This is a genomic window from Flavobacterium notoginsengisoli, from assembly GCF_014207905.1.
In the GTDB taxonomy this organism is placed as follows: Bacteria; Bacteroidota; Bacteroidia; order Flavobacteriales; family Flavobacteriaceae; genus Flavobacterium; species Flavobacterium notoginsengisoli_A.
Window position 1 is genome coordinate 337,309 of record NZ_JACHLB010000004.1, and the last position, 21,065, is coordinate 358,373.

General features: G+C 32.7%; 23 protein-coding genes. 4 read left to right on the forward strand and 19 right to left on the reverse strand.

All coding sequences use genetic code 11. The features are described 5' to 3' along the window. Positions 1–18: 18 nt before the first annotated feature. Complete coding sequence (locus tag HNP35_RS14255) at positions 19–360, reverse strand: hypothetical protein (protein WP_184163252.1); 342 nt, start codon at positions 358–360, stop codon at positions 19–21. A gap of 207 nt (positions 361–567) precedes the next feature. Here HNP35_RS14255 and HNP35_RS14260 point away from each other — a divergent pair, with 207 nt between their 5' ends. Continuing rightward, positions 568–3,381, forward strand: a complete 2,814-nt coding sequence (locus HNP35_RS14260) for a PAS domain-containing protein (protein WP_184163255.1) — start codon at positions 568–570, stop codon at positions 3,379–3,381. Here the strand turns inward: HNP35_RS14260 and HNP35_RS14265 are convergent. After that, positions 3,378–3,809 carry a response regulator gene (locus HNP35_RS14265; protein ID WP_184163259.1) on the reverse strand — a complete coding sequence of 144 codons (432 nt, stop codon included), beginning with the start codon at positions 3,807–3,809 and terminating at the stop codon, positions 3,378–3,380. The genes HNP35_RS14260 and HNP35_RS14265 overlap by 4 nt on opposite strands. Before the next feature lie 198 nt (positions 3,810–4,007). Between HNP35_RS14265 and HNP35_RS14270 the strand changes: the two genes are divergently transcribed. Further along, complete coding sequence (locus tag HNP35_RS14270; RefSeq protein WP_184163262.1) at positions 4,008–4,508, forward strand: pyridoxamine 5'-phosphate oxidase family protein; 501 nt, start codon at positions 4,008–4,010, stop codon at positions 4,506–4,508. A gap of 104 nt (positions 4,509–4,612) precedes the next feature. On the opposite strand, the gene HNP35_RS14275 is transcribed toward HNP35_RS14270, so the two are convergent. From HNP35_RS14275 to HNP35_RS14285, 3 genes are read right to left on the reverse strand one after another with little or no spacing between them, the layout of a single operon-like run. Beyond that, entirely contained in the window at positions 4,613–5,329 is a 717-nt protein-coding gene (locus tag HNP35_RS14275) for a DUF72 domain-containing protein (protein ID WP_184163265.1), read from the reverse strand. After that, positions 5,326–6,057, reverse strand: a complete 732-nt coding sequence (locus tag HNP35_RS14280; protein ID WP_184163268.1) for an endonuclease — start codon at positions 6,055–6,057, stop codon at positions 5,326–5,328. Before HNP35_RS14280 ends, HNP35_RS14275 begins: the two co-directional genes overlap by 4 nt. 57 nt (positions 6,058–6,114) lie before the next feature. After that, positions 6,115–6,699: a ferritin-like domain-containing protein gene (locus tag HNP35_RS14285; RefSeq protein WP_184163271.1), complete on the reverse strand. Its 585-nt coding sequence runs from the start codon at positions 6,697–6,699 to the stop codon at positions 6,115–6,117. Between the two features lie 189 nt (positions 6,700–6,888). Between HNP35_RS14285 and HNP35_RS14290 the strand changes: the two genes are divergently transcribed. Further along, on the forward strand, positions 6,889–7,395 hold the full coding sequence (locus HNP35_RS14290; protein ID WP_184163275.1) for a hypothetical protein: 507 nt from the start codon (positions 6,889–6,891) through the stop codon (positions 7,393–7,395). Between the two features lie 89 nt (positions 7,396–7,484). Here the strand turns inward: HNP35_RS14290 and HNP35_RS14295 are convergent, their stop codons facing one another. From HNP35_RS14295 to HNP35_RS14330, 8 genes are all read right to left on the reverse strand, one after another. Beyond that, the gene (locus tag HNP35_RS14295) at positions 7,485–8,129 is read right to left on the reverse strand and encodes a DUF5661 family protein (RefSeq protein WP_184163277.1); all 645 of its coding nucleotides are present in this window, start codon (positions 8,127–8,129) and stop codon (positions 7,485–7,487) included. 100 nt (positions 8,130–8,229) lie between these two features. Beyond that, positions 8,230–8,391 carry a DUF1328 domain-containing protein gene (locus HNP35_RS14300; RefSeq protein WP_082586828.1) on the reverse strand — a complete coding sequence of 54 codons (162 nt, stop codon included), beginning with the start codon at positions 8,389–8,391 and terminating at the stop codon, positions 8,230–8,232. Between the two features lie 79 nt (positions 8,392–8,470). Then, entirely contained in the window at positions 8,471–9,565 is a 1,095-nt protein-coding gene (locus HNP35_RS14305; protein ID WP_184163280.1) for a DNA topoisomerase IB, read from the reverse strand. A 41-nt stretch (positions 9,566–9,606) separates the two neighbouring features. Then, positions 9,607–9,846 carry a DUF7218 family protein gene (locus HNP35_RS14310; RefSeq protein WP_184163283.1) on the reverse strand — a complete coding sequence of 80 codons (240 nt, stop codon included), beginning with the start codon at positions 9,844–9,846 and terminating at the stop codon, positions 9,607–9,609. A 275-nt stretch (positions 9,847–10,121) separates the two neighbouring features. Continuing rightward, positions 10,122–10,733, reverse strand: a complete 612-nt coding sequence (locus HNP35_RS14315) for a hypothetical protein (protein WP_184163286.1) — start codon at positions 10,731–10,733, stop codon at positions 10,122–10,124. Positions 10,734–10,816: 83 nt separating this feature from the next. After that, a complete protein-coding gene (locus tag HNP35_RS14320; protein WP_184163289.1) occupies positions 10,817–12,286 on the reverse strand; it encodes an FAD-binding oxidoreductase in 1,470 nt (489 codons plus the stop codon). Between the two features lie 58 nt (positions 12,287–12,344). Further along, positions 12,345–12,884: a hypothetical protein gene (locus tag HNP35_RS14325; RefSeq protein ID WP_184163293.1), complete on the reverse strand. Its 540-nt coding sequence runs from the start codon at positions 12,882–12,884 to the stop codon at positions 12,345–12,347. Between the two features lie 97 nt (positions 12,885–12,981). Continuing rightward, positions 12,982–13,353 carry a hypothetical protein gene (locus HNP35_RS14330; RefSeq protein ID WP_184163296.1) on the reverse strand — a complete coding sequence of 124 codons (372 nt, stop codon included), beginning with the start codon at positions 13,351–13,353 and terminating at the stop codon, positions 12,982–12,984. Between the two features lie 192 nt (positions 13,354–13,545). On the opposite strand from HNP35_RS14330, the gene HNP35_RS14335 reads away from it, so the two are divergent. After that, positions 13,546–14,133 carry a DUF4142 domain-containing protein gene (locus tag HNP35_RS14335; RefSeq protein WP_184163299.1) on the forward strand — a complete coding sequence of 196 codons (588 nt, stop codon included), beginning with the start codon at positions 13,546–13,548 and terminating at the stop codon, positions 14,131–14,133. 223 nt (positions 14,134–14,356) lie between these two features. Here the strand turns inward: HNP35_RS14335 and HNP35_RS14340 are convergent, their stop codons facing one another. The 6 genes from HNP35_RS14340 to HNP35_RS14365 form a co-directional block, all read right to left on the reverse strand. Next, the gene (locus HNP35_RS14340; protein ID WP_184163302.1) at positions 14,357–15,718 is read right to left on the reverse strand and encodes an amidohydrolase; all 1,362 of its coding nucleotides are present in this window, start codon (positions 15,716–15,718) and stop codon (positions 14,357–14,359) included. A gap of 94 nt (positions 15,719–15,812) precedes the next feature. Then, positions 15,813–16,685, reverse strand: coding sequence for a helix-turn-helix domain-containing protein (locus HNP35_RS14345; RefSeq protein WP_184163305.1), 873 nt, complete (start codon positions 16,683–16,685; stop codon positions 15,813–15,815). Between the two features lie 129 nt (positions 16,686–16,814). Then, positions 16,815–17,798, reverse strand: coding sequence for an aldo/keto reductase (locus HNP35_RS14350; protein WP_184163308.1), 984 nt, complete (start codon positions 17,796–17,798; stop codon positions 16,815–16,817). Positions 17,799–18,029: 231 nt separating this feature from the next. Further along, on the reverse strand, positions 18,030–19,082 hold the full coding sequence (locus HNP35_RS14355) for an NAD(P)-dependent alcohol dehydrogenase (RefSeq protein WP_184163311.1): 1,053 nt from the start codon (positions 19,080–19,082) through the stop codon (positions 18,030–18,032). 131 nt (positions 19,083–19,213) lie between these two features. Then, the gene (locus HNP35_RS14360) at positions 19,214–19,621 is read right to left on the reverse strand and encodes a cupin domain-containing protein (RefSeq protein ID WP_184163314.1); all 408 of its coding nucleotides are present in this window, start codon (positions 19,619–19,621) and stop codon (positions 19,214–19,216) included. A gap of 412 nt (positions 19,622–20,033) precedes the next feature. Continuing rightward, positions 20,034–20,903, reverse strand: a complete 870-nt coding sequence (locus tag HNP35_RS14365; RefSeq protein ID WP_184163317.1) for a helix-turn-helix domain-containing protein — start codon at positions 20,901–20,903, stop codon at positions 20,034–20,036. Positions 20,904–21,065: the final 162 nt, after the last annotated feature.

Sequence of the window (21,065 nt, forward strand, 5' to 3'; positions counted from 1 at the left end):
AATCTATTTTTATTCCTTTTATGTCAATTCGTTTATGTCGGCATTTTTAGAATAATTTGATTTCGGAATATCTTTAAAAAACTCCGCTTCTTCTAAATCTGCTGTTGGTCCATAACCTAATAAATGAGTTCCTTTTGCCCCGTCTTTTGTTTCAATTACATATAAAATCGACATATCATCGGGATCACTCATTCCTTCGTAACGGTGATGCGCTACAATAAAAATATCTTCGGGTTTATACACTTTTTTAGTTTCAGCATTTATCAAATGATTATTTTCAAACAAATAACTCACATCATATCCTTCTTCCTGATATCTTTTTATATTGTCGATTTCGTGTTTAGAATCTTCTCTTTTCATAGCTTCTGTTTTAATCTTTTTATCAAATTTCCGTATTGAAAACAGATAAAATTAACTCAAACGATTTTAATCTTAGCTCATTCAAAAATGAACTTTGAACGAATATTTATTTTTTATTAATTTTAGTAAAGCTAAATTTTAAACAAGAATCACCACATTTAATTAGCGATAAATTTGGCTTTTCTGAGACTATAAATTGAATCTTAAATGACTAATAATAATTATGATTTTCTGGCCAATGGAGGAGAAATGGGTAAACTTACCCGTGCCAAAGATTGGAGCAAAACAGCAGTTGGAGCTGTAGAATTTTGGCCGCAAAGCCTTCGCACCACTTTAGGCATTCTCTTAAACTCCAAATTCCCAATGTTTTTGTTTTGGGGACCAGATCATATTTGTTTTTACAATGATGCTTACCGTCCGAGTCTTGGAAATGACGGAAAACACCCTGCAATTCTTGGAGAAAAAGGTGCAGATTATTGGCCTGAGATTTGGGATTTTATAAAACCTTTAATTGATCAAGTTTTAAATAAAGGAGAAGCAACTTGGCATGAAGACCAATTATTCCCTATTTATAGAAATGGCCAAATGGAAGATGTTTATTGGACTTTTAGCTACAGTCCTGTAAATGATGAAAACGGCAAAACTACGGGCGTTTTGGTTATATGTAACGAAACTACCAATCAAGTTATAATCCGCAAAAATCTTGAAGAAAGCGAAAAACGATTCAGAAATACTGTCAAACAATTACCACTTGGAATTTGCATTCTAAAAGGCGCAGATTTAGTCGCTGAAATGGCCAATGCAACTTACCTTCATATTATTGATAAAGAAGAAAAAGACATTTTAAACAAGCCTATTTTTGATTCGGTTCCAGAAGCAAAAGATACCGCTTATCCGTTATTAAAAAATGTTTTTGAAACGGGTGTTCCCTATTATACAGATGAATTAGCCGTTACTTTAAACCGATACAATAAGAAAGAATTAGGCTATTTTAATCTTGTTTTTTATCCTTTAAAAGATGAAATTGAAAAAACTACAGGCGTTATTGTAATCGCTTACGAAGTAACTGAAGAAGTAAAAGCCAGACATCTTTTGTCTGAAAGTGAAAAAGCTTTCAAAAACATTGTTATGGAATCTCCCATTGCAATGGCGATTTTTAGAGGAAAAGATTATATAATCGAAATGGCCAATACTACTCTACTAAATGATATTTGGCAGAAAGAAGAAAAAGATTGTATTGGAAAACCTTTATTGGAAGTTTTTCCAGAATTAATCAATCAGAAATATCCTGAATTATTAAATGAAGTGCTTTCGAACGGAAAAACAATTCGTGAAAATGAATCCGTAGCTTACGTTGATATTAAAGGAAAACTAAAAAAATTCTATCTCGATTACGAGTACACAACGCTCTACGAAAAAAACGGAAAAGCATCTGGAATTATGTGTACCGTTTATGATGTGACTTCTAAAGTAAAAGCAAGAAAAAAAGTAGAAACAGCCGAAGAAAGAGCGCGATTGGCCGCCGAAATTGGAGAAATTGCTACTTGGGACTTGAATCTTCTTACCAGAAAATTAATCTACAGCGAAAATATTCTAGCCATTTTTGGTTTTGAAAAAAACAGAAAAATTATACATCAAGATATTCGAGATCGAATTCTTCCCGAAGACAATCAAATTGTCGTTGATGCATTGGCTAAAGCATTAAAAACAGGTATTTATAAATACGAAGCTCGTATTTTGAGATTAGATAATTCGATTGGTTGGATAAAAGTGCACGGAAAAGTATTTTTTGACGAAAACAATGAACCGGTAAAAATGCTAGGAACTGTAATGGATTTTACCGACGAAAGAAATATTCAGCAAATATTATTTAAAAGCGAGAAAAAATTCAGACTCCTTGCCGACTCTATGCCACAGCTTATCTGGACAAGTGATACTTTAGGAAATCTGAATTACTTTAATGAAACTTTTTATACCTATTCTGGAATAACTAAAGCAGACATCCAAAAAAATGGCTGGCTACAGATTGTGCATCCAGACGATCGCGAAGAAAATGTAAAACTCTGGATGGAATCTGTAAAATCTGGACATGATTTCTTGTTTATTCATCGTTTTAAACGTTACGACGGAGAATACAGATGGCAATTGAGCCGCGCAATCGCTCAATTGGATGAATTTGGAAAAGTGCAGATGTGGGTTGGAACCAGCACCGATATTGAAGACCAAAAAAACTTTACAAACCGACTTGAGGAGCAAATTCTAGAACGTACAACACAATTGGAAATTAAAAACCGAGATTTGGTTAATATGAATATTGAGTTACAATCTTTTGCCTATATCTCTAGTCATGATCTTCAGGAACCGCTTAGAAAAATTCAGACTTTTGCAAGCCGACTTGCCGATTTGGATGAACAAAATATTTCGGCAATTGCCAAAACTTATTTAGCTAGAATTGAAGTTTCTGCCAAAAGAATGCAGAGTTTAATTCAGGATTTACTAACTTATTCTAGAGCAAATTCTGCTGATAGAGTTTTTACAAACGTCAAAATTGATGAAATTGCCGAAGAAGTAGTTAGTGATTTTTCGGATCGAATTGAAGAAAAAAATGCTGTCGTTGAATATGGAAATTTAGGAGAAGCCACTCTTATTCAGTTTCAGTTTAGACAACTGCTGCATAATCTTGTAGAAAATGCATTGAAGTTCTCTAAACCGGGAACTCCTCCTCTTGTAAAAATTTCGGCAGAAAAAATTGATGGAAAATCGCTTCCAAATGCCGAATTTAAAGATAAAACATACTTACATCTTCAAGTTTCAGACAACGGAATTGGTTTTGATCTTATTTATAAAGAAAAAATCTTTGAAGTTTTTCAGCGTTTAAATACCGAAAGTGAATACCGAGGAACTGGAATCGGACTTGCAATTGTAAAGAAAATTGTCGAAAATCATAAAGGCATTATCTCTGTTTCTAGTGAAAAAGATAATGGCTCTGTTTTCAATATTTATATTCCAGATTTATCTTAAACGCTATAAACGAAATTTGCTTTTGTCGTAATAAAATTATCCCAATCAATCGTAATGGCGTGTTCGATCGATTTTATGATATCTTTCATTAAAACAGGCTTTGTAATGTAAAAATTGGCTCCGAGATTTCTGCACTTTTCTATAATACCAGCTTCACTTGAAGTAGAATAAATTACAATCGGAATGTCTTTATCGTAATCAGAATTTCTAATTTCTTCTAAAACATCAAATCCGTTTTTGCCTGGCATGTTCAAATCTAAAAAAACTACATAAGGTGTTGTCGGCGGATTAAAAATAGCATTCAGCAATTTCTGCCCCTCAGAATATGTTTGAAGAATAATGTTTTGTGGAATCGAATCTACCGCGTCAGAAAATATACTAATATCATCCTCATCATCGTCGGTATAAAAAATAGTATAGTCTTTCATGGCATTTATTAAGAAATTTTACCAAATATAGACTAATTAAATGACAACACGCGTATTTAATCCATTTCTTATAGAAACATTAAGAATTGAAATATCATAATTTCTTTGTTTAATTATATAATCAATGAAAACGTAAAAAGCCCCAACTTTACTGTAATCAAATAATTACAAGGAAATATAAACTTAAAATATAATGTTATGGGCGATCATAAAGACCTTACAGATGAATTTGCAGTAGAGAAAATAAAAGATCTTGCTGAACATATTAAAACCTGCATGTTTTGTACTTACAATGAATACAGACTGCAATCTAGACCAATGTCTGTGCAAAAAATTGATGAAGAAGGACAGCTTTGGTTTTTATCTGACCGAAACAGCAGCCAAAATGCTGAAATCACATTGAATCCGATGGTAGAAATCTTCTTTTCTGAGCCGCACGATAAATTCCTTACGTTGCATGGAACTGCAAGTATTGAATACGACAAAGAAACAATTGAAAAATTATGGAATCCCGCTGTAAAAATCTGGATGCCAGGCGGCGTAGACGATCCGAATTTAAGTGTTATAAAATTCGTTCCTGAAGATGGTTATTACTGGAATAACAAAAACGGTAAAATGGTCGCCATTGCTAAAATGACTGCCGCTTTAGTTACCGGAAAAACAATGGACGACGGAATTGAAGGAAGTCTAAAATTGTAAACTTTTTTGTCTAACCGCAAAGAGCGCAAAGTTTTTCGCAAAGCACGCAAGGAGAATATTCTCTGCGAACTTAGCGTTTTTACTTTGCGCTCTTTGCGGTTAAATTATTTAGTATGCATTCTTTTCAGCTCCAAAGCATTTAAAATTCCTGCTTCGCTGGCAGTATTATTAAAATAAACAAATCCATTTTTTGAATGTATGGCTTCATTTAAATCGTGTAATTGTTCGGTAGAATAACTGGAATGAAATAATTTAGGAACTCCATGAAAACGAATATAAAGCAACGGAAAATCGTTAAAAATTGTGACTGGTAAGTTTGGATAACTTACACTGCAAAATGTAATATTATTGTCTTTAAAAGTTTTCCAAACCTCATCATTCCACCATGTTATATGGCGAAATTCTACAACATTTTGAAAATCGTAATTAAGAAGTCCGATAATGTTGTCTAATCTTTGTTTGGAAAAATTGTAGCTTGGTGGAAATTGAAACAAAATAGCTCCTAATTTTTCTTTCATTCCTTCTTTACAAACTTCGTAAAAGTCATTTAAGAGCATTTCACAATCTTTAAGTTTCTTGATGTGTGTAATTTCTTTTGGTACTTTAATCGAAAACAAAAATGATTCTGGTGTTTTATTGTACCAATTATTAAAAACTCTTACAGTCGGGAATTTATAAAAACTCCCGTTAAATTCGTACGTATTAAAATGCTGGCAATAAAAATCAAACCATGATTTGGAAGGCAGATTTCTAGGATAGAAAATATTCTTCCAAAAGCGGTTATAAAAGCTTGAACATCCTATTGCGATTTGATTTTTCATCTGTATTCTTGTTGACAATTAGTACAGAAAAAGCTATTTCTTTTTCTTACCCCAGTTTTCTTGCATCGAATGGGAAGTTTACATCTCTGACAGATTTTTTTGGTATAAACTTTCCAATGCTGTTTGAGTTCTGATTTCTTTTTCCAATACAGAAATTCAAAACTATAAGTGGAACATTCGGCAATAATCTGACTTATTTCGTGAGAAGGTATTTTACCTACAATAGATTCCGGATGAACGTAACAGCGATACAAAACTTCATTTTTGATAATATTTCCAACTCCTGCAAAAATATTCTGATCTAAAATAGCATCAGAAATCATAACGTTAGGCATTTTTTCTAGCGTTTGCTGTGCTTTTTTAGGATTCCAGTTGTCGTTCATAACATCAACGCTCCAATCATAATGTTTGTTGATGTCACCTTCTAAAATTTTGACGGAACAAGTATAAAAGTTGAGTTCGCCTTTGTCGAAAACTAAACTCAATCTTGGTTTGGCTATTTTTTGTTCATTAATCTTATAAGTTCCAAACATTAACAATTGAATTTTAATTGTAAAAGAATCAAAGCAAATGAGAAAATGTTTTCCCCAAGTTTTAAAAGCATTAATTGTTTTATCCTTTAAACGAGAAAAATCAATAGCGCTCGTTCCAGATGCAGAAATTACTTTCTGTCCAGAAAATTGCTGTACTTCTTCTTTTAAAATTACTATAGACGGACCTTCGGGCATATATTCTAAATTAAAAAGTGCAGTTTTAAAACTGCACTTTGATGGTATTAAAACTTTTTATTCAATTTCTGCAGCTTCGAGATTAACGGCATTTACGGCAACCTCTGTTAGTATTTTATCCGCACCTTTTTCTTCGTCGAGTGTTTGTTCTAACAAAGTTGCAGCTTCTGGCAAACCAAGAGTTTCGGCAAATTGTCTTAAAGTACCGTAAGTTGCAATTTCGTAGTGTTCGATTTTTTGACTAGCAGCAATAATTCCGGCATCGCGCACTACTCCTATTTCAGTTTCTTCCAGCATTCCTTTTGCTTCTTCAATTAAACCTTCCATCGCGTCGCATTTTTTGGCAGCTGGTTTTTGACCAATAATTTTAAAGACTTGTTCTAGTCGAGTAATTTGTTCTTCAGTTTCTGTTAAGTGATTATCAATGGCATCTTTTAATTCAACTGAAGAGGCATTTTTAACCATTGTTGGCAATGCTTTTGTCAATGCTTTTTCAGCCCAATAAATATCTTTTAACGCATCTTCAAACAATTCAGTCAATCCTGATGCAGCGTTCGATTTTGGTTTTGTAACTCCTCTTGGAGTCGTTTCTTTTTTCGCGGTTGATTTTGCAGATGTTGCTTTACTATCTGTAGTTTTCATGGTAATAATTTTTACGATTAATATGAATGTAAAATTACTAGCTACAAAACGGGAGGGGTTATATGATTTAGAATATATATTGCATTCTAAACATCTGTTAATTATACAATTAGACTTTATAATTCTATAATGACTCCTAATCATATCGTGACTAGCTTTGTAAAATACAAATCATAAAAAGAAAACGTCATGAGCACTATAGATAAAAAAAACAGTAATTATAGAGAGATAAATGATCATTTTTCTTCTGATAGAAATTTAGGTAAAGACCTAAAAAATGAAGGAATGAAATCTGACAACGATAATCGAGAAATTGCAGAACGTGGTTATATGGTTCGAAATGGACATAATCCGAACCGCCCAAATCCAGATCAAGAAGATTATTTGTCTGATGATGATTTGGATGATCTAAATGATGATTTTCATAATGACAGAGATTTAGAAGACAATAATGACGATATTTATGAAGTCGAATTAGAAGAAGAAAGAGACGAATTAGACAATCCGTCTGACGCTGGAGAAGATGATTATGATTTTAATGAAACAGAAGATGTTTTAGAAGATCTTGATGAAGATGATGACGAAGATGAATACATTGAAGAAGATATCGATGACGATAACGACTATATAGAAGATGATATTCAGGAAGACAACGATGACGATGAATACCCTGAAAATGATCCTCGAAGACTATAAAGTCTTAAACTTTAAATTAAAAAAAATTGTAAAAATAAAAAACCGTCCCGTTTTTGAACGAGACGGTTTTTTTGAGTTTAAAATGCAACTTAATCTCCAATAATTTTCAGTACTGGAATATCGTCCATTTTTTCTAAACGCTCAGCCAATTCGGCTTTAGCTTCTTTTAGCTCCAACTCTGCTTTGTGCAGTTCTTTCTGCCATTTTTCTTTTTCTGTTGTGTGTTCTAGTTTTCTGAGAATTTCATAGATTTCGCCTTCCGCTTCCATCACTTTTAGTCGTTTGTAATAAGTCAGACTTTCGGTCATGTGAGCGAGTGCAATCATAGCCGTCAAAAACGGATGATTATTGGTTACATTAACATCTTTTATTTTGCCATGCTCCAATTCTACTTTTAAGGCAAAAGCAAATTCTTCCATATTAAACGCTTCATGTTTGCTTTTTGGGTCTAAATATGCTTTTATTGCATGCACATTATTCATTGTAGAAAGATCAACATCTGTGTGCTTTTTATCATTTAAATCCTTAAAAACAACATTGGCAATTGCTCTCGCCTCTGCCGTCGTAGGATCATTTTTTGGATCTTCGAAATCTCTTACCGACCAATCCCAATTCTTAGGGTGAATTGGCTTTATATATTTTTCACAGAAATCTGTTACATCATTTTTCAAGCTTACCATTTCATCATCTCTTTTGACATAAACATCTTGATAAGCACCGCTTTTTGTTGCCATGATATTTCTTTTTTTTTTTTGATTGAAACCAGAAACGACACATTATCAAAATAAACAATGTGTCGTTTTTTATCTGTTGTTTTATTTTCTGATATTTTTATTAAACTCTTGTTCTTCCGCTAATTAGCGAGATAACAAATAAGACTAAAAATATGAAGAATAGAATTTTTGCTATACTAGCGGCTCCAGCGGCAATTCCACCAAAACCAAATATTCCCGCCACTATGGCTAGAATAATAAATGTGACTGTCCAACGTAACATAATAATAGTTTTTTAGTTAATACTTGATTTTTTGATTTTGTTTATATGTGAGAGCTTTTAAAGAGACGCTCTAACTCTTTTATGAACATTCTGATTCTAAATTAATTTCATAATTCTGAATCAGTTCAGAAAATGCGATTTCCGATTTTGTAAAATATTTTCTTGTACTTCGGCTTTTCTTCGCCAAATCGAAATACTTTTCGATAGAACCATCTTCGTAAGTCGAAATCAAAAGCGGATGAACATAATAATCCTTACAGACTTTTCGAGTATTTCCTAGTGCTTCAGCTGTTAAATCAAAAGCTGTTATTATATTCTGCTTAATTTCTTTTTCATTCGAAGCAATTCCCATTTCCATTAAACTTTCAAAGAAAATAATCGATGCTGCCCAAGTTCTAAAATCTTTTGCGCTAAAATATTCTCCCGAAATATTATGGAGATATTCATTTACCATATGACTGTCTAAGACCTTTTTTTCGCCATTTTTATCGTAATATTTAAAAACTTCCCAACCTGGAATTTCTTCACAACGGCTTACCAATTTTATCAGTTTTTTGTTTCGGGTTGTAATGGTGTGTAGTTTTCCTTTTTTACCTACAAACTCAAACCGAAGCGAATTTTTATTGATATTAATGTGACGCTTTCTCAAAGTCGAAAGTCCGTACGATTTATTGTCTTTGGCGTATTTCTCGTTTCCAATTCTGATATGCGTTTCTTCCATCAATCGAATGACTAAAGCCGTTACCTTTTCTTTCGACCATTCTTTCTTTTCCAAATCAAGATCAACTTGTTTTCTAATCGATGGAAGTTTCGCACCAAATGCCGCTATTTTATAAAACTTAGTCTGATTTCGAATCAGATTCCATTTTGGGTGATAACGGTATTGTTTTCTGTTTTTATCATCTGTTCCTACAGCTTGTAAATGTCCATTTGTAATATCGCTAATACGAACGTTTTCCCAAGCTGGCGGAAGCACTAAACTATTAATGCGTTTAATTTCATGCTTGCTTTTTACATTTTTTCCGTTTTTCTTGTAAACGAAATTTTCTCCTTCGCGACATCTTACAATTGTCAATTGATTGTCATTTACATATTCCAGATCTAGTTTTTCTATTACTAAATGTGGCGTTTTTATCAATTGATCCATTAAAATTTCTTTTCTCGCAGCATTCATGGTATTTAAATTTTTATCACACTAATAGTTCATTTTAAATTTTAATTATTTCTTAAAGAGTCAATTAAACTTTTTTTATTCATATAAGATCTTCCTTTTATACCAACTCTGCTGGCTTGTTTTTGAAGTTCTTCTTTTGTCCATTCTTCGTAAGGTTTGGCTTTTCCGCCTTTCTTACCTGCGTCTGGCGTATTGGCAATACGTGCCGATTTTTCTTTGCTGTATCCTTTTTTTACCAACGCTTCATATTGCTTCTCATTCTTAATTCTTGGATCTGGCATGACTTTTATTTTTAAAGATTAATTCTAAAAATCTGATATGTCAAAGTTCACTAAAAAGTAAGGCGATTCTGTTATAGAATTTTTCGTAGAAATTTCAAATTTGTGGGATGGGAATTGTGAAAGTGGGAATGTAAAATTTTAATTGTGAGTTGTGAATTGTGAATTGTGAATTGTTAATGGTTGATGGTTGATGGTTTGATGGTTTGATGGTTGATGCAAAAAAAATCCCAACTCTTTTGGAGTTGGGATTTTATTATTTTAAAATTTAGAAAACATTATTCTTCTTTTTTATAAGAAATATTGATTGACTTATCTTCTTTTGCGGCATCCCAATAAACATACTTTTGCACGTTTTTTATTCCTGCCAAATCTTTCTCAAAGTTATTTTGATACGTTACAGCTATTTCACCTTTTTCGGCATATTCATTAAATACTATATTTCCAACATACAGAATCTCACCTTTGTTTACTTTAAAAGGAATTGAAAAACCTCCTAATCCAGTATTTTTTTGAAGTATCGCAAAACCGCTGTTAGAAAAAAGTCGAATTCCTGTTATTTCATTTTCTCCTTCTGGTCTTTCAATTGCAAAAACATATGTAAGTCCGTTATCTAATTCTCCTTTGTGTTTCATTTTAAAAATTTGCGCTGGGCTAATGTGCACTTCTTTAAAATTTTTTCTAGCCGTTTTTGCATCCGCAGCTTTATAACTGATTTGTATAAAATACTCATTAAAGTGAGCTTTCTCTTTCGGAAATGTAATCGAGCCAAAAATGAGACCTTTATCTGTTGTTTTCGGATTAAAAGTTATCATTTGCTGTGCTGTTAGTTGCGATAGTGCCGTAACGCAAAAGAACGTAAAAATTGAAAAGACTAAATTTTTCATCATAAGGGTTAGTGGTTTTAAAGGTTTTGGTAGTTAATTTTCTATGTTAAAAATATGTTTTATTTTAAGAAGGCTCATATCTAGAATCATTTATAATGTTCATAAAACTGATTTCTAAAAACCTCATTCGGATCGTATTTCTTTTTCAATTCAAAGAAATTATCTGCTTGCGGATATACTTTTCGCATTTTATCTCTATCAATATGCAAGCGATAAGGAAGATAAAAAGTTCCGTTATTTTTGATTGCTATATCTACCAATTGATTGGTCAATATTTTCATTTCGCTTTCTTCTTTCTCCGTTTTTTTCTGATTGAAAAGAAAGACAAAACCAAAAACATTTTCCCGCGCATAATTCATAAAAGTATCTTCGTCTTTATTGACCGCACGAATTGTTATATTCAGCAAATCAAGTTTAGATTGAAGTAAAACAGGTTTAATATCCTTTAAATATTGATTAAAATCTTTTTCTGGAATAAAATATTCCTGAAGCAAATCTGTCGATTTTGGATCTTTATTTTCAATTAAAGAAACATGATCGTTCAATAATTCATTGCGAGAAAAAACATTATTTCTTGTTGCTTTATTCATTCCGTATTCCAAATCCCAACGCAATCTTTTGCCGTATTCACTTCTCACAGAACTTCTAAAAACCAAACGTTTTACTTCTTCATTCTTTTGATTTTGATTTTGTATCGCTGATGGCTTTTCGTCCACTTCTTCCAAAAAGTTAATAGTCGCTTCTTCTAAAAATTCTTGATTAGCTATTTTTAATCTTCCAAAAACCAAATTCACTTTCGGATTTTCTGAAACCAATTTCTTGTAATATTGAACATACTTTTCTGGACTTAAACGGAAATACTTATATCTTAAAGCCTTATTGTCTACCACTTTAAGTTTTACATCTAATATGATTCCAAAAAGCCCATAACCGCCAAGCACCACTTTAAACAATTCTGGATTTTCTGTTCTACTGCAATTAATAATTTCGCCGTTGTAATTCATTAAAGTAAAAGAAATGACAGAAGATGAAATGGGCGGAGAATTTTTCTGCCATCCGTGACCATTGACACTAATAGAACCTCCAACAGAAAAAGAACTAAAAGCTTGCATCACACTAATTGATTTTCCGTATTTGTCTAGATATTCGATTGCATCTTGCCACAAAGCGCCAGAACCAATTGTTAAAACATTAGTTGTTTGATCTAGTTCCATACTATTATACGGCAGCATATTCAATAAAATTCCATCTGGATAAATCGTATGACCACCCATACTATGTTGCGCACCAGCGATAGAAATTTTCAAATTATGTTCTTGGGCGTATTTTAGAATTTCGCGAAGCTGTTTTTCTATTTCTGATTTGCTTTTTGGAACTTCAATAATAGTATCAACTTTCGTCAAATTGAGCTGACTGGCATCATTTGTATATCCTTTTGGAAGAACTTCTTTTTGTTCTGTTTCATTCCATTTTGTCTTTAAAACATGGAATATTGGAATAGCGATTATTACTAGAATAATTAAAATTGCTATAAACCAGATTTGTTTTTTCTTCATGGGTTGCCTTATATATTTTAAAAAATCAATTTTCCAATTATGAGAATCATGATTTTTTTTATTCTAAATATTTGACATTCAAAAAACCATTTCTAAACTTTACTTTAATAACATCTTTATTTTTATAATCATAAATTGAAGGGTACTTACGATTAACTATATGAGAATTCATTTTGTCTAATTCCTTATTTTGAGAGATAAAATCTTTACCATCATATAATTGATAAACATTATTTTCTTTGCTTTCAACTACATCATATTTAACCTCAGTAACTTCATGTGTAAATTTTGTATTCATATAAAGCAAGAAATTGTCAATGGAACTTTGAAAAAAATAAGTAATTAAAAATGCAGAGACAATAACCAAAAAGACAAGCCTAATTTCAACTTTTTTATTTAAAATTTTAAAGAAGTAAAAAGCTATTGAAATTAATAATAGCACAGAAATAATGATGGAATATTTCCACGAGTCATTTTTAAAAGTATAAATATCTGCATTTAGATATTTACTTTTTGCTGATTTAAAGTAGATACTCAGCAAAATAAAAATACTCCAAAATACAATATTCAATATGGTAAAAGTTGGTATTTTTTTCATACTACTAATAAAATTATAGCTGTTTGTTTAATGGCAATATTCTTTAAGTTTAATAGTTTTCAAAGCTTGTATAAATTGATTTTGTGTTTTCTCTCTTTTAACTCCAACTCATATTTATTAAAACTTTATTTCCAGTTATTTCAACCTTCCCACCATAAGATTCTAACTCTTTAGGATGAATCTCATAAGTTTTGGTATTTTTTAAAGTTTTTGGAATAACATTTTTAAATCCTTTACTTCTTAGCATCCATTTTTTTATTTCCGATTCAGAACTTTCAAATTCAATTATAAATTGGCGTGTAAAAATTGAACCTCTTTTTTCCATATCAATAATTTCTGCATTCTGAGGAAGTTTTTCTAATTGTCCCCAGCTCAACGCACATTTTATCGCATCTTCTTTTTGCCAAGGCATTACAAAAGAAGAGAAATAATTTATGTAAACGCAGAACATTCCAAATAAGAAAAACATACAAATTATCTTAGCTATTTTCATATGATATTGAATACATTAATTGTCTCGAATTTAACTTTAATTAATACAAACATACATTTTTATCAGAATTAAACAGATAAAAATCCTATAACAATCTCTAAAAATCCTGTAAATTTTTCTTACATCTTCTCAATAATTTTACATTATAACATTTAAACTATTAAAATCATGAAAAAGTTACTATTAGCCGGAAAAACAATTTTAGGAGCGGGACTACTTATATTATGCCTTCAATCTTGTAAAAAAGAAGTGAAACAAGAGGATCCAAAAGAAGTAGCTGAAGATGCAAACGAGGCAAAATTTGATTCTATTGACAGCAAAGAAGATGATTCTGAGTTTTTAGTAGATCAGGCTGAAGTAAATTTAGCAGAAATAGAAATCGGTAAACTGGCACAAACCAAAAGCACCAATGCTGAAGTGAAAAAATTTGGTAAAATGCTTGTTGATGAACATACAAAATCGGCTTCTGAAGTGAGTGCTTTAGCAAAAGCTAAAAACTTTACGCTTCCAACTTCTCTAACAGAAGAAGGACAAGAAGAATACAATAAATTGAATGAAAAAACAGGTGCTGATTTTGATAAAAAATTTGCTGATATGATGATCGACGGTCACGAAAAAGCAATTAAAAAATTGGAAAAAGCAGCTAAAGACGCTAGCGATCAAGATGTTAAAACTTGGGCAGCAAATAATATTGCGGGTTTAACAGCACATTTAGAACACGCTAAATTGCTAAAACAAAACCTAGACAAAAAGTAAAATAAATTTAATTGGTTATTATTTATTTTTTTGAAGCGAAGATTCTGAGCTTCTAAGATTCTGAATTAGCATCTAAGAACCTCAAATCTTTGCTAAAAAACCCCTTCAAGAGTTGAATTGCTTGAGGGGGTTTGTTTTTTTTTAGGTTCTGAGGGGCTAAGGTTCTGAGGAACTAAGTTTTATTTACGATGTCTGAACCTTAGTCTCTCAGAACCTTAGCATCTTAGAACCTTAATTCACCAGCAATCTTTTTCCCTTTAAAGAAAACTCCTTCTCTTTTAGGCAAACGCGCTACGGCTTCGGCAGAGCAGCTTGCTTTTACTAGGATAAAATCGGCATCGTTTCCTGGCATTGGCCAAGTTCTTGTTCCTGCATCGTTAAGTGGTAAAATTTCGTCTTTTGTGGCAATATGCAGCGCGCGGCTTAAACCGAATTCATCTGTCCATCCGTAAAGCTGTGCGCATAATTTTGCTTTTTCGAGCATATCGCAAGTTCCGAATGGCTGCCAATGATCGACAATACTGTCTGTTCCGGTCATGAGTTTTACACCATATTTTTTTAGTGTTGGAATCGGCATTATGGTTCTTCCAATCGGAATGGTCGAAATTACTCCAATTCCTAAATGGCCCATTTGTTCGGCAATTTTTTCCATATCCTTTGGATCCATTCTTGCCAATGCAAAACCATGACTGATATAGGTTTTTCCTTGAAGTTCTTTATTTTCTTCTGTTCTTTTTATAATATATTCAATAGCCGCTTTACCCGATGGCGGAGATTCGTGCAAATGAATATCGATTCCTTTTTTATTGTCCAGCGCAATTTGAAACATGATATCAAGTGATTTTTCCATGTTGCCATCAACATTTGTTGGATCTAAGCCTCCAATAAAATCAACTCCCATTTTGGCTGCTTCACGCAACAAAGGTTCCGACTGAGAATATAGAATTCCGTGCTGCGGAAAAGCTACAATTTCCCATCCAAAACTATCTTTATTATTTTCTAATGCCGCCAGAAGATGTTCCAAACTTTTCAATCCGCTAACGGGATCAATATTAGTTTGGCATCTAGCAAAATAACTTCCTTGACTTTGCATCAATTTTATGGCTTCTTCTGCTTTTCGTTGCGAATCTGGCAATAATTGCGGAATCAATTTTTGCTCCAACGTAATCATATCTTTTACAGTATACCCTTTTCTAGGAGCTGCATTCCAAGTCCCTCCATAAAAAGTTTTATCAATATGAATGTGCATATCGCGTAAACCTGGAAGCATTAAAAGTCCTTTTGCATCAATTGTTTTTATTTTTAAAGCTGACTTTTCTGAAGTAATATTTTTGATTTTACCATTAGAAATATGCACATTGTATAAGCTTGTTTTGGTTGCTACAACTTCATTTTTTTCGTTGTATTCAAAACTATCTTCCAATCGAACATTACTTAAAATATATTCTCCTGAAGTTTTATCATCTTCAACAGTCGGTAAAACCTGTGATGCTGCTTTTGCTCCAATTCCAGAAAATAATGCCGCACCTGTTGCCGCTGCGCCCATTCCTAAAAATTTCTTTCTGCTTATAAGATTTTCTTCCATAACTTAACGTTTACATTTAAAATACTGTTTCCAATTTTATATTGAAAAAGTACAATGCAAAAGTCGTTTAGAAATTGAAAACAGAAAGGTAATATTACGGATAAGGATGGTAAAATTTATAACTTTCTTTAAAATCGCCAGGAGTTTTGCCTACATATTTTTTAAATACTTTAGTGAAATAGGTATTCTCATTGAAGCCAAGCTGATAGGCAATTTCTTTAATTGATAAGTCTGTACTTGTAAGCAGACGTTTTGCTTCGAGTATTGTTCTTTCTTTTATAACATCGCCTGCTGGTGTTTGTAAATAGCGTTGCGAAAGAATATTGAGATAATTGGGCGTAATGTTTAATTTATCTGCATAAAAATGTACAGAAGATTCTTCATTAAAATAACGATCAATTAGAAAGTTAAATTGTTTTATGATCTTCTCTGGTTTAGTCGATGAATAATGTTCTGGAAACTGAATTAAATAATCCCTCTGCAGCAATTTTAGTAATAAATGCAATTGAAGCAATATAATTTCTTTTGTTAAAAGTTCATTGTCGGGTATTAATAATTCAATATCATGAATATGCCTTTTTAGTTCCTGAAATCTATTTTCATTTAATGTAAGGCAATAAGGAACATTTTGTTCAAAGAATGGCAAAACGGTTAAACCTGAAAACATATTAACTATTTCAGGCGAAAGCATTAGCTGAAAACCTGCTGTTTCTTTATTGAGCAACCAATTGTGCACCTGACCTGGTCTTACAAAATAAACCTGATTATCTTGAACTTCGTATTGTGTAAAATCGATATTATGAATTCCTGATCCTTTTTCTACAAAAAAGACAAGGTAAAAATCGTGTTTATGAGGCTGTTCAAAAGCATTTCTTCCTTTTACACTGTGTCGAAACAAAGTAATACCCAAAGTTTCTTCTCCGAGTATATTGCCAACAGATAAAACGGGAATTGATTCTTTATTCATACTAAGCTACTAAGGTTCTGAGATGCTAAGATACTAAGTTTTAAAAAAAAGTCGCTAAGCTTCTAAGTTATTAAGTATTACTTAGAATCTTAAAAACTTAGCGTCTTAGTAGCTTAGAAGCTTAGTAACTTATTTCCCAACTGTCTTTTGCAAATGCTGAGGATATCTTGAGCCTTCGATTGTAATTTTTGAAGCAGCTTCTGTTAATTCTGCAACCTCTTTTGCCGAAAGTTCTATTGTGGCCGCTCCTAGGTTTTCTTCTAAACGATGCAATTTAGTAGTTCCTGGAATTGGTGCGATCCAAGGTTTTTGTGCTAAAATCCAAGCAAGGGCAATTTGTGCATTTGTTACTCCTTTTTCAAAAGCTATTTTAGTAATTAAATCAACAATAGTTTGATTTGTTTTTCTTGCTTCTGGTGTGAAACGCGGTAAGGAATTTCTAAAATCTGAAGCATCAAATTGTGTGTTTTCATCAATTTTTGCAGTTAGAAAACCTCTTCCCAACGGACTGAATGGTACAAATCCGATTCCGAGTTCTTGTAAGGTTGGAAAAATTTCTTGTTCTGGAGTTCTCCACCAAAGCGAATATTCACTTTGAAGTGCCGTTACATTTTGTACCGCATGTGCACGGCGGATGCTTTCTCCTCCCGCTTCTGACATTCCAAAATGTTTCACTTTTCCTTCCTGAATTAAATCTTTAATAACGCCTGCAACATCTTCGATTGGCACATTCGGATCAACACGATGCTGATAATACAAATCAATTGTATCGGTATTTAATCTTTTTAATGAACCTTCAATGCTTTTTCTAATCCATTCCGGGCGGCTGTCTAATCCTTTTTTAGAATCTCCTTCTAAAAAACCGAATTTTGTTGCAATTACCACTTTATCACGAAAAGGTGCTAAAGCTTCTCCTAAAAGCTCTTCATTTAAAAAAGGTCCGTAACATTCTGCTGTATCAAAAAAAGTAATTCCTTTTTCATAAGCAGAACGAAGCAGCTTTATCATTTCATTTTTATCATGAACGGGTCCATATCCGAAACTCATTCCCATACAGCCAAGTCCTAATGCTGATACTTCAAGACCGCTATTTCCTAGTTTACGTGTTTGCATTTTTTTTTAAAGTTTCTAAGATGCTAAGGTTCTGAGATTCTAAGTTTTCTTGACTTTGTCCCTAAACCTTTACATCTGTTTTTTTAAAGTTCTAAGATACTGAGATACTAAGGTTCTAAGTATTCCTTTAGAGCCTTTAAATCTCAGTCACTTGTTTATTATTTAATGAATATGCTAAAATCCTAAGCGTAAAAAAAACTTAGCGTCTTAGAACCTTAGCAACTTAGCATCTTATTTCAAAGACTCCATATCAATCACAAATCGATATTTTACATCGCCTTTTAATAATCTTTCGTAAGCTTCGTTTACATCATTAACACCAATTACTTCTACATCTGATGTAATGTTGTGTTCTGCGCAGAAATCCAGCATTTCCTGAGTTTCTTTAATTCCACCAATTAGTGAGCCTGAGAAACTTCTTCTTCCTAAAATCAAACTGAAAGATGTTACAGGAAGCGGATCCATCGGCGCGCCAACCAAGGTAAGCGTTCCATCAACTTTTAGTAAATTTAGATAAGCATCGATATTGTGTTCAGCAGAAACGCAGTCCAAAATAAAGTTTAAACTTCTGGCGTGTTGTGCCATTTGCGTTTCGTCTGTAGACAATACAACTTCATCTGCTCCAAGACGTTTTGCATCATCAGTTTTAGATAATGAAGTTGTAAAAACAACAACGTGAGCTCCCATAGCTTTTGCTATTTTTATTCCCATGTGTCCAAGACCTCCAATTCCAACGATTCCTACTTTTTGACCAGGACCTACTTTCCAGTGTTTTAATGGTGAATAAGTGGTGATTCCAGCACATAATAATGGAGCTACAGCAGCAAGATTTAATTTATCTGAAATGTGCAGAACGAAGCTTTCATCAACTGTAATACTTTGAGAATAACCTCCGTAAGTCTGTCCTCCCAGATGTTTGTCTGGTGAATTGAATGTTTGAATATTTCCTTCATCACAGAATTGTTCCAAATCATTTTTACAATGTTCGCATTCTCTGCAAGAATCAACCATACATCCCACTCCTGCCAAATCGCCAACTTTGAAACCTTTTACATGTTCTCCAACTTTTGTAATGCGACCAACAATTTCGTGTCCGGGAACAATCGGATAAATGGTTCCATGCCATTCATTTCTAGCTGTATGCAAGTCTGAGTGACAGATTCCGCAGTATAAAATTTCGATTTCTACGTCATGCGCTTGTACCGCTCTTCTTTGAATATCTAAGGTTTGTAAAGGTGCTTCGGCAGCTTCTGTACCAAAGGCTTTAATGCTTTTTGTTTCCATTTTTTTTATAATTTGTTTAGTTTTTTTGTTTCAGGTTTCAGGTTTAACCGCAAAGAGCGCAAAAGTTTATCCAAAACACGCTAAGAAAGATAAACTTAGGATCTTAGCATCTTAGAACCTTAGCAACTTTATTAAAAACTGCTTAAGAGAAAATACTCTCCATCGGTTACAGGTTCCATCCAAACGCCGTGACCTTTATCTACTTCTGTAATAATGGCTACGTAAGAGAATTTATCAAACGGAGTTGCGCCATACCAGTGTTCTACACCTGGCAAAATAGTCACTACTTCATCTTTTTTAAGCAATCTCACTGCACTTCCTCTTTCCTGATAATAACCACTTCCTTCTTTCGCAATCAGCATATGCAAACCTGCATTACTATGCCAATTACTCCTTGCGCAAGGCTCGAAAGTAACTTCCTTTACAACAGTGTTTTCTGGATGAATATCACTGGTTTGTTTTTTATAGGAAACGTCACCCGTCATATAGGTGTTCGGGACTTTTCCTTCTTCGATAACGGCTGAATAATTTGTTGACATAAATTTACTTATTTTTTGAGTTTGATTTTATTTTAAACCTATATATTATTCATTATCAAAATATTAAGAACAAGTTATCACTCTTTATCTCTCATTGTTTTAATGCAATATATAAATCGAGGTCTGGCAAAATGCCTTTCCAGTTTGTGTAAAATATTCTAAAAGCATAAATCTCCTTTAGAAAAATAGAATTGTTAATTCTTTTCAGTTTTTTTCATAATGTTTCGGTTTTAGGAATTATCAGAATCAGGAAACTAAATTTGAGAAAGCTAGAAGGCGCTTTATGAAGTAATTATTTAGTCTGTTAAAAACTGATAAATGATTAATACTGTAATTTCAGAGGCAAAATTAGGCTAACAATGCTTCTGAAAAATAACAATATTCAAACAAAAAATTATGAAATTGAAACAATTTACATGCGAAGTGATTTTGGAACCGTTCCAGTAAGTCTTTTAAAATAATTATTAAAATAACTCGGATATTCAAATCCAAGCGAATAACCAATGTCAGAAATACTCCAATCGGTATGTTGTAATAATGCTTTGGCTTCGTTAATGATTCGGTCCGTAATATGTGCTGTCGTTGGTCTTCCTGTAACTTCTTTTACAGAACGGTTTAAATGATTGACATGAACGGCAAGACTTTGCGCATAATCCTGCGGTGTCTTTAATGTTAAAGGCTCATTTTTGGTTTCTATCGGAAATTGTCTTTCTAATAATTCCAAGAATAAAGAGGTAATCCTAGACGAAGCATTTTTATGTTTGAAGAAATTCTCTGAAGGCTGCATCTTCATCGATTCGTGAATAATCAAATTGACATAACTACGCATTAAATCATCTTTAAAAACATAATCGGTTTCATATTCCTGAATCATTTTCTGGAACAATGAATCTATAAAAACCTTTTGTTCAGCGTCTAAAGAGAATATTGGCGTTCCCCCTATTTTAAACAAAGGCGATTCCTGCAAGGTTTCAGAACGGTCATTTGTTCTCAGGAATTCTTCTGTAAAAACACAGGCATATCCTTCATAAGTCTCTGAAAGCGTTTCCCAGGAATACGGAATAATCGGATTACCAAAAAACAAGATGCTTCCGTCGGTTTCTATTCCACGGTCGGCATATTGTATAAGGCTTTTGCTGGTATTGATGCAGATTTTATAAAAGTCTCTTCTGCTATAAACTGGAACTTTACTAAAGTCACCATTTATAGGATACACTTTAAATCCCTTCATTTTTAAATCTGAAGTAAAATCGCAATTCTGAGTTTCTGTCTGATTATTCATTTTGCAAAGTTATGAAAATCAAACAATATTTAGATTTTTTTTTGTTTCAGGTTTAAAGTTTCAGGTTTAACCGCAAGGAGCGCAAAGATTTACGCAAAGCACGCAAAAAAAGAATAATAGAATCTCGCAAAGTCGCTAAGCCGCAGAGTTTTTTTGCACGCA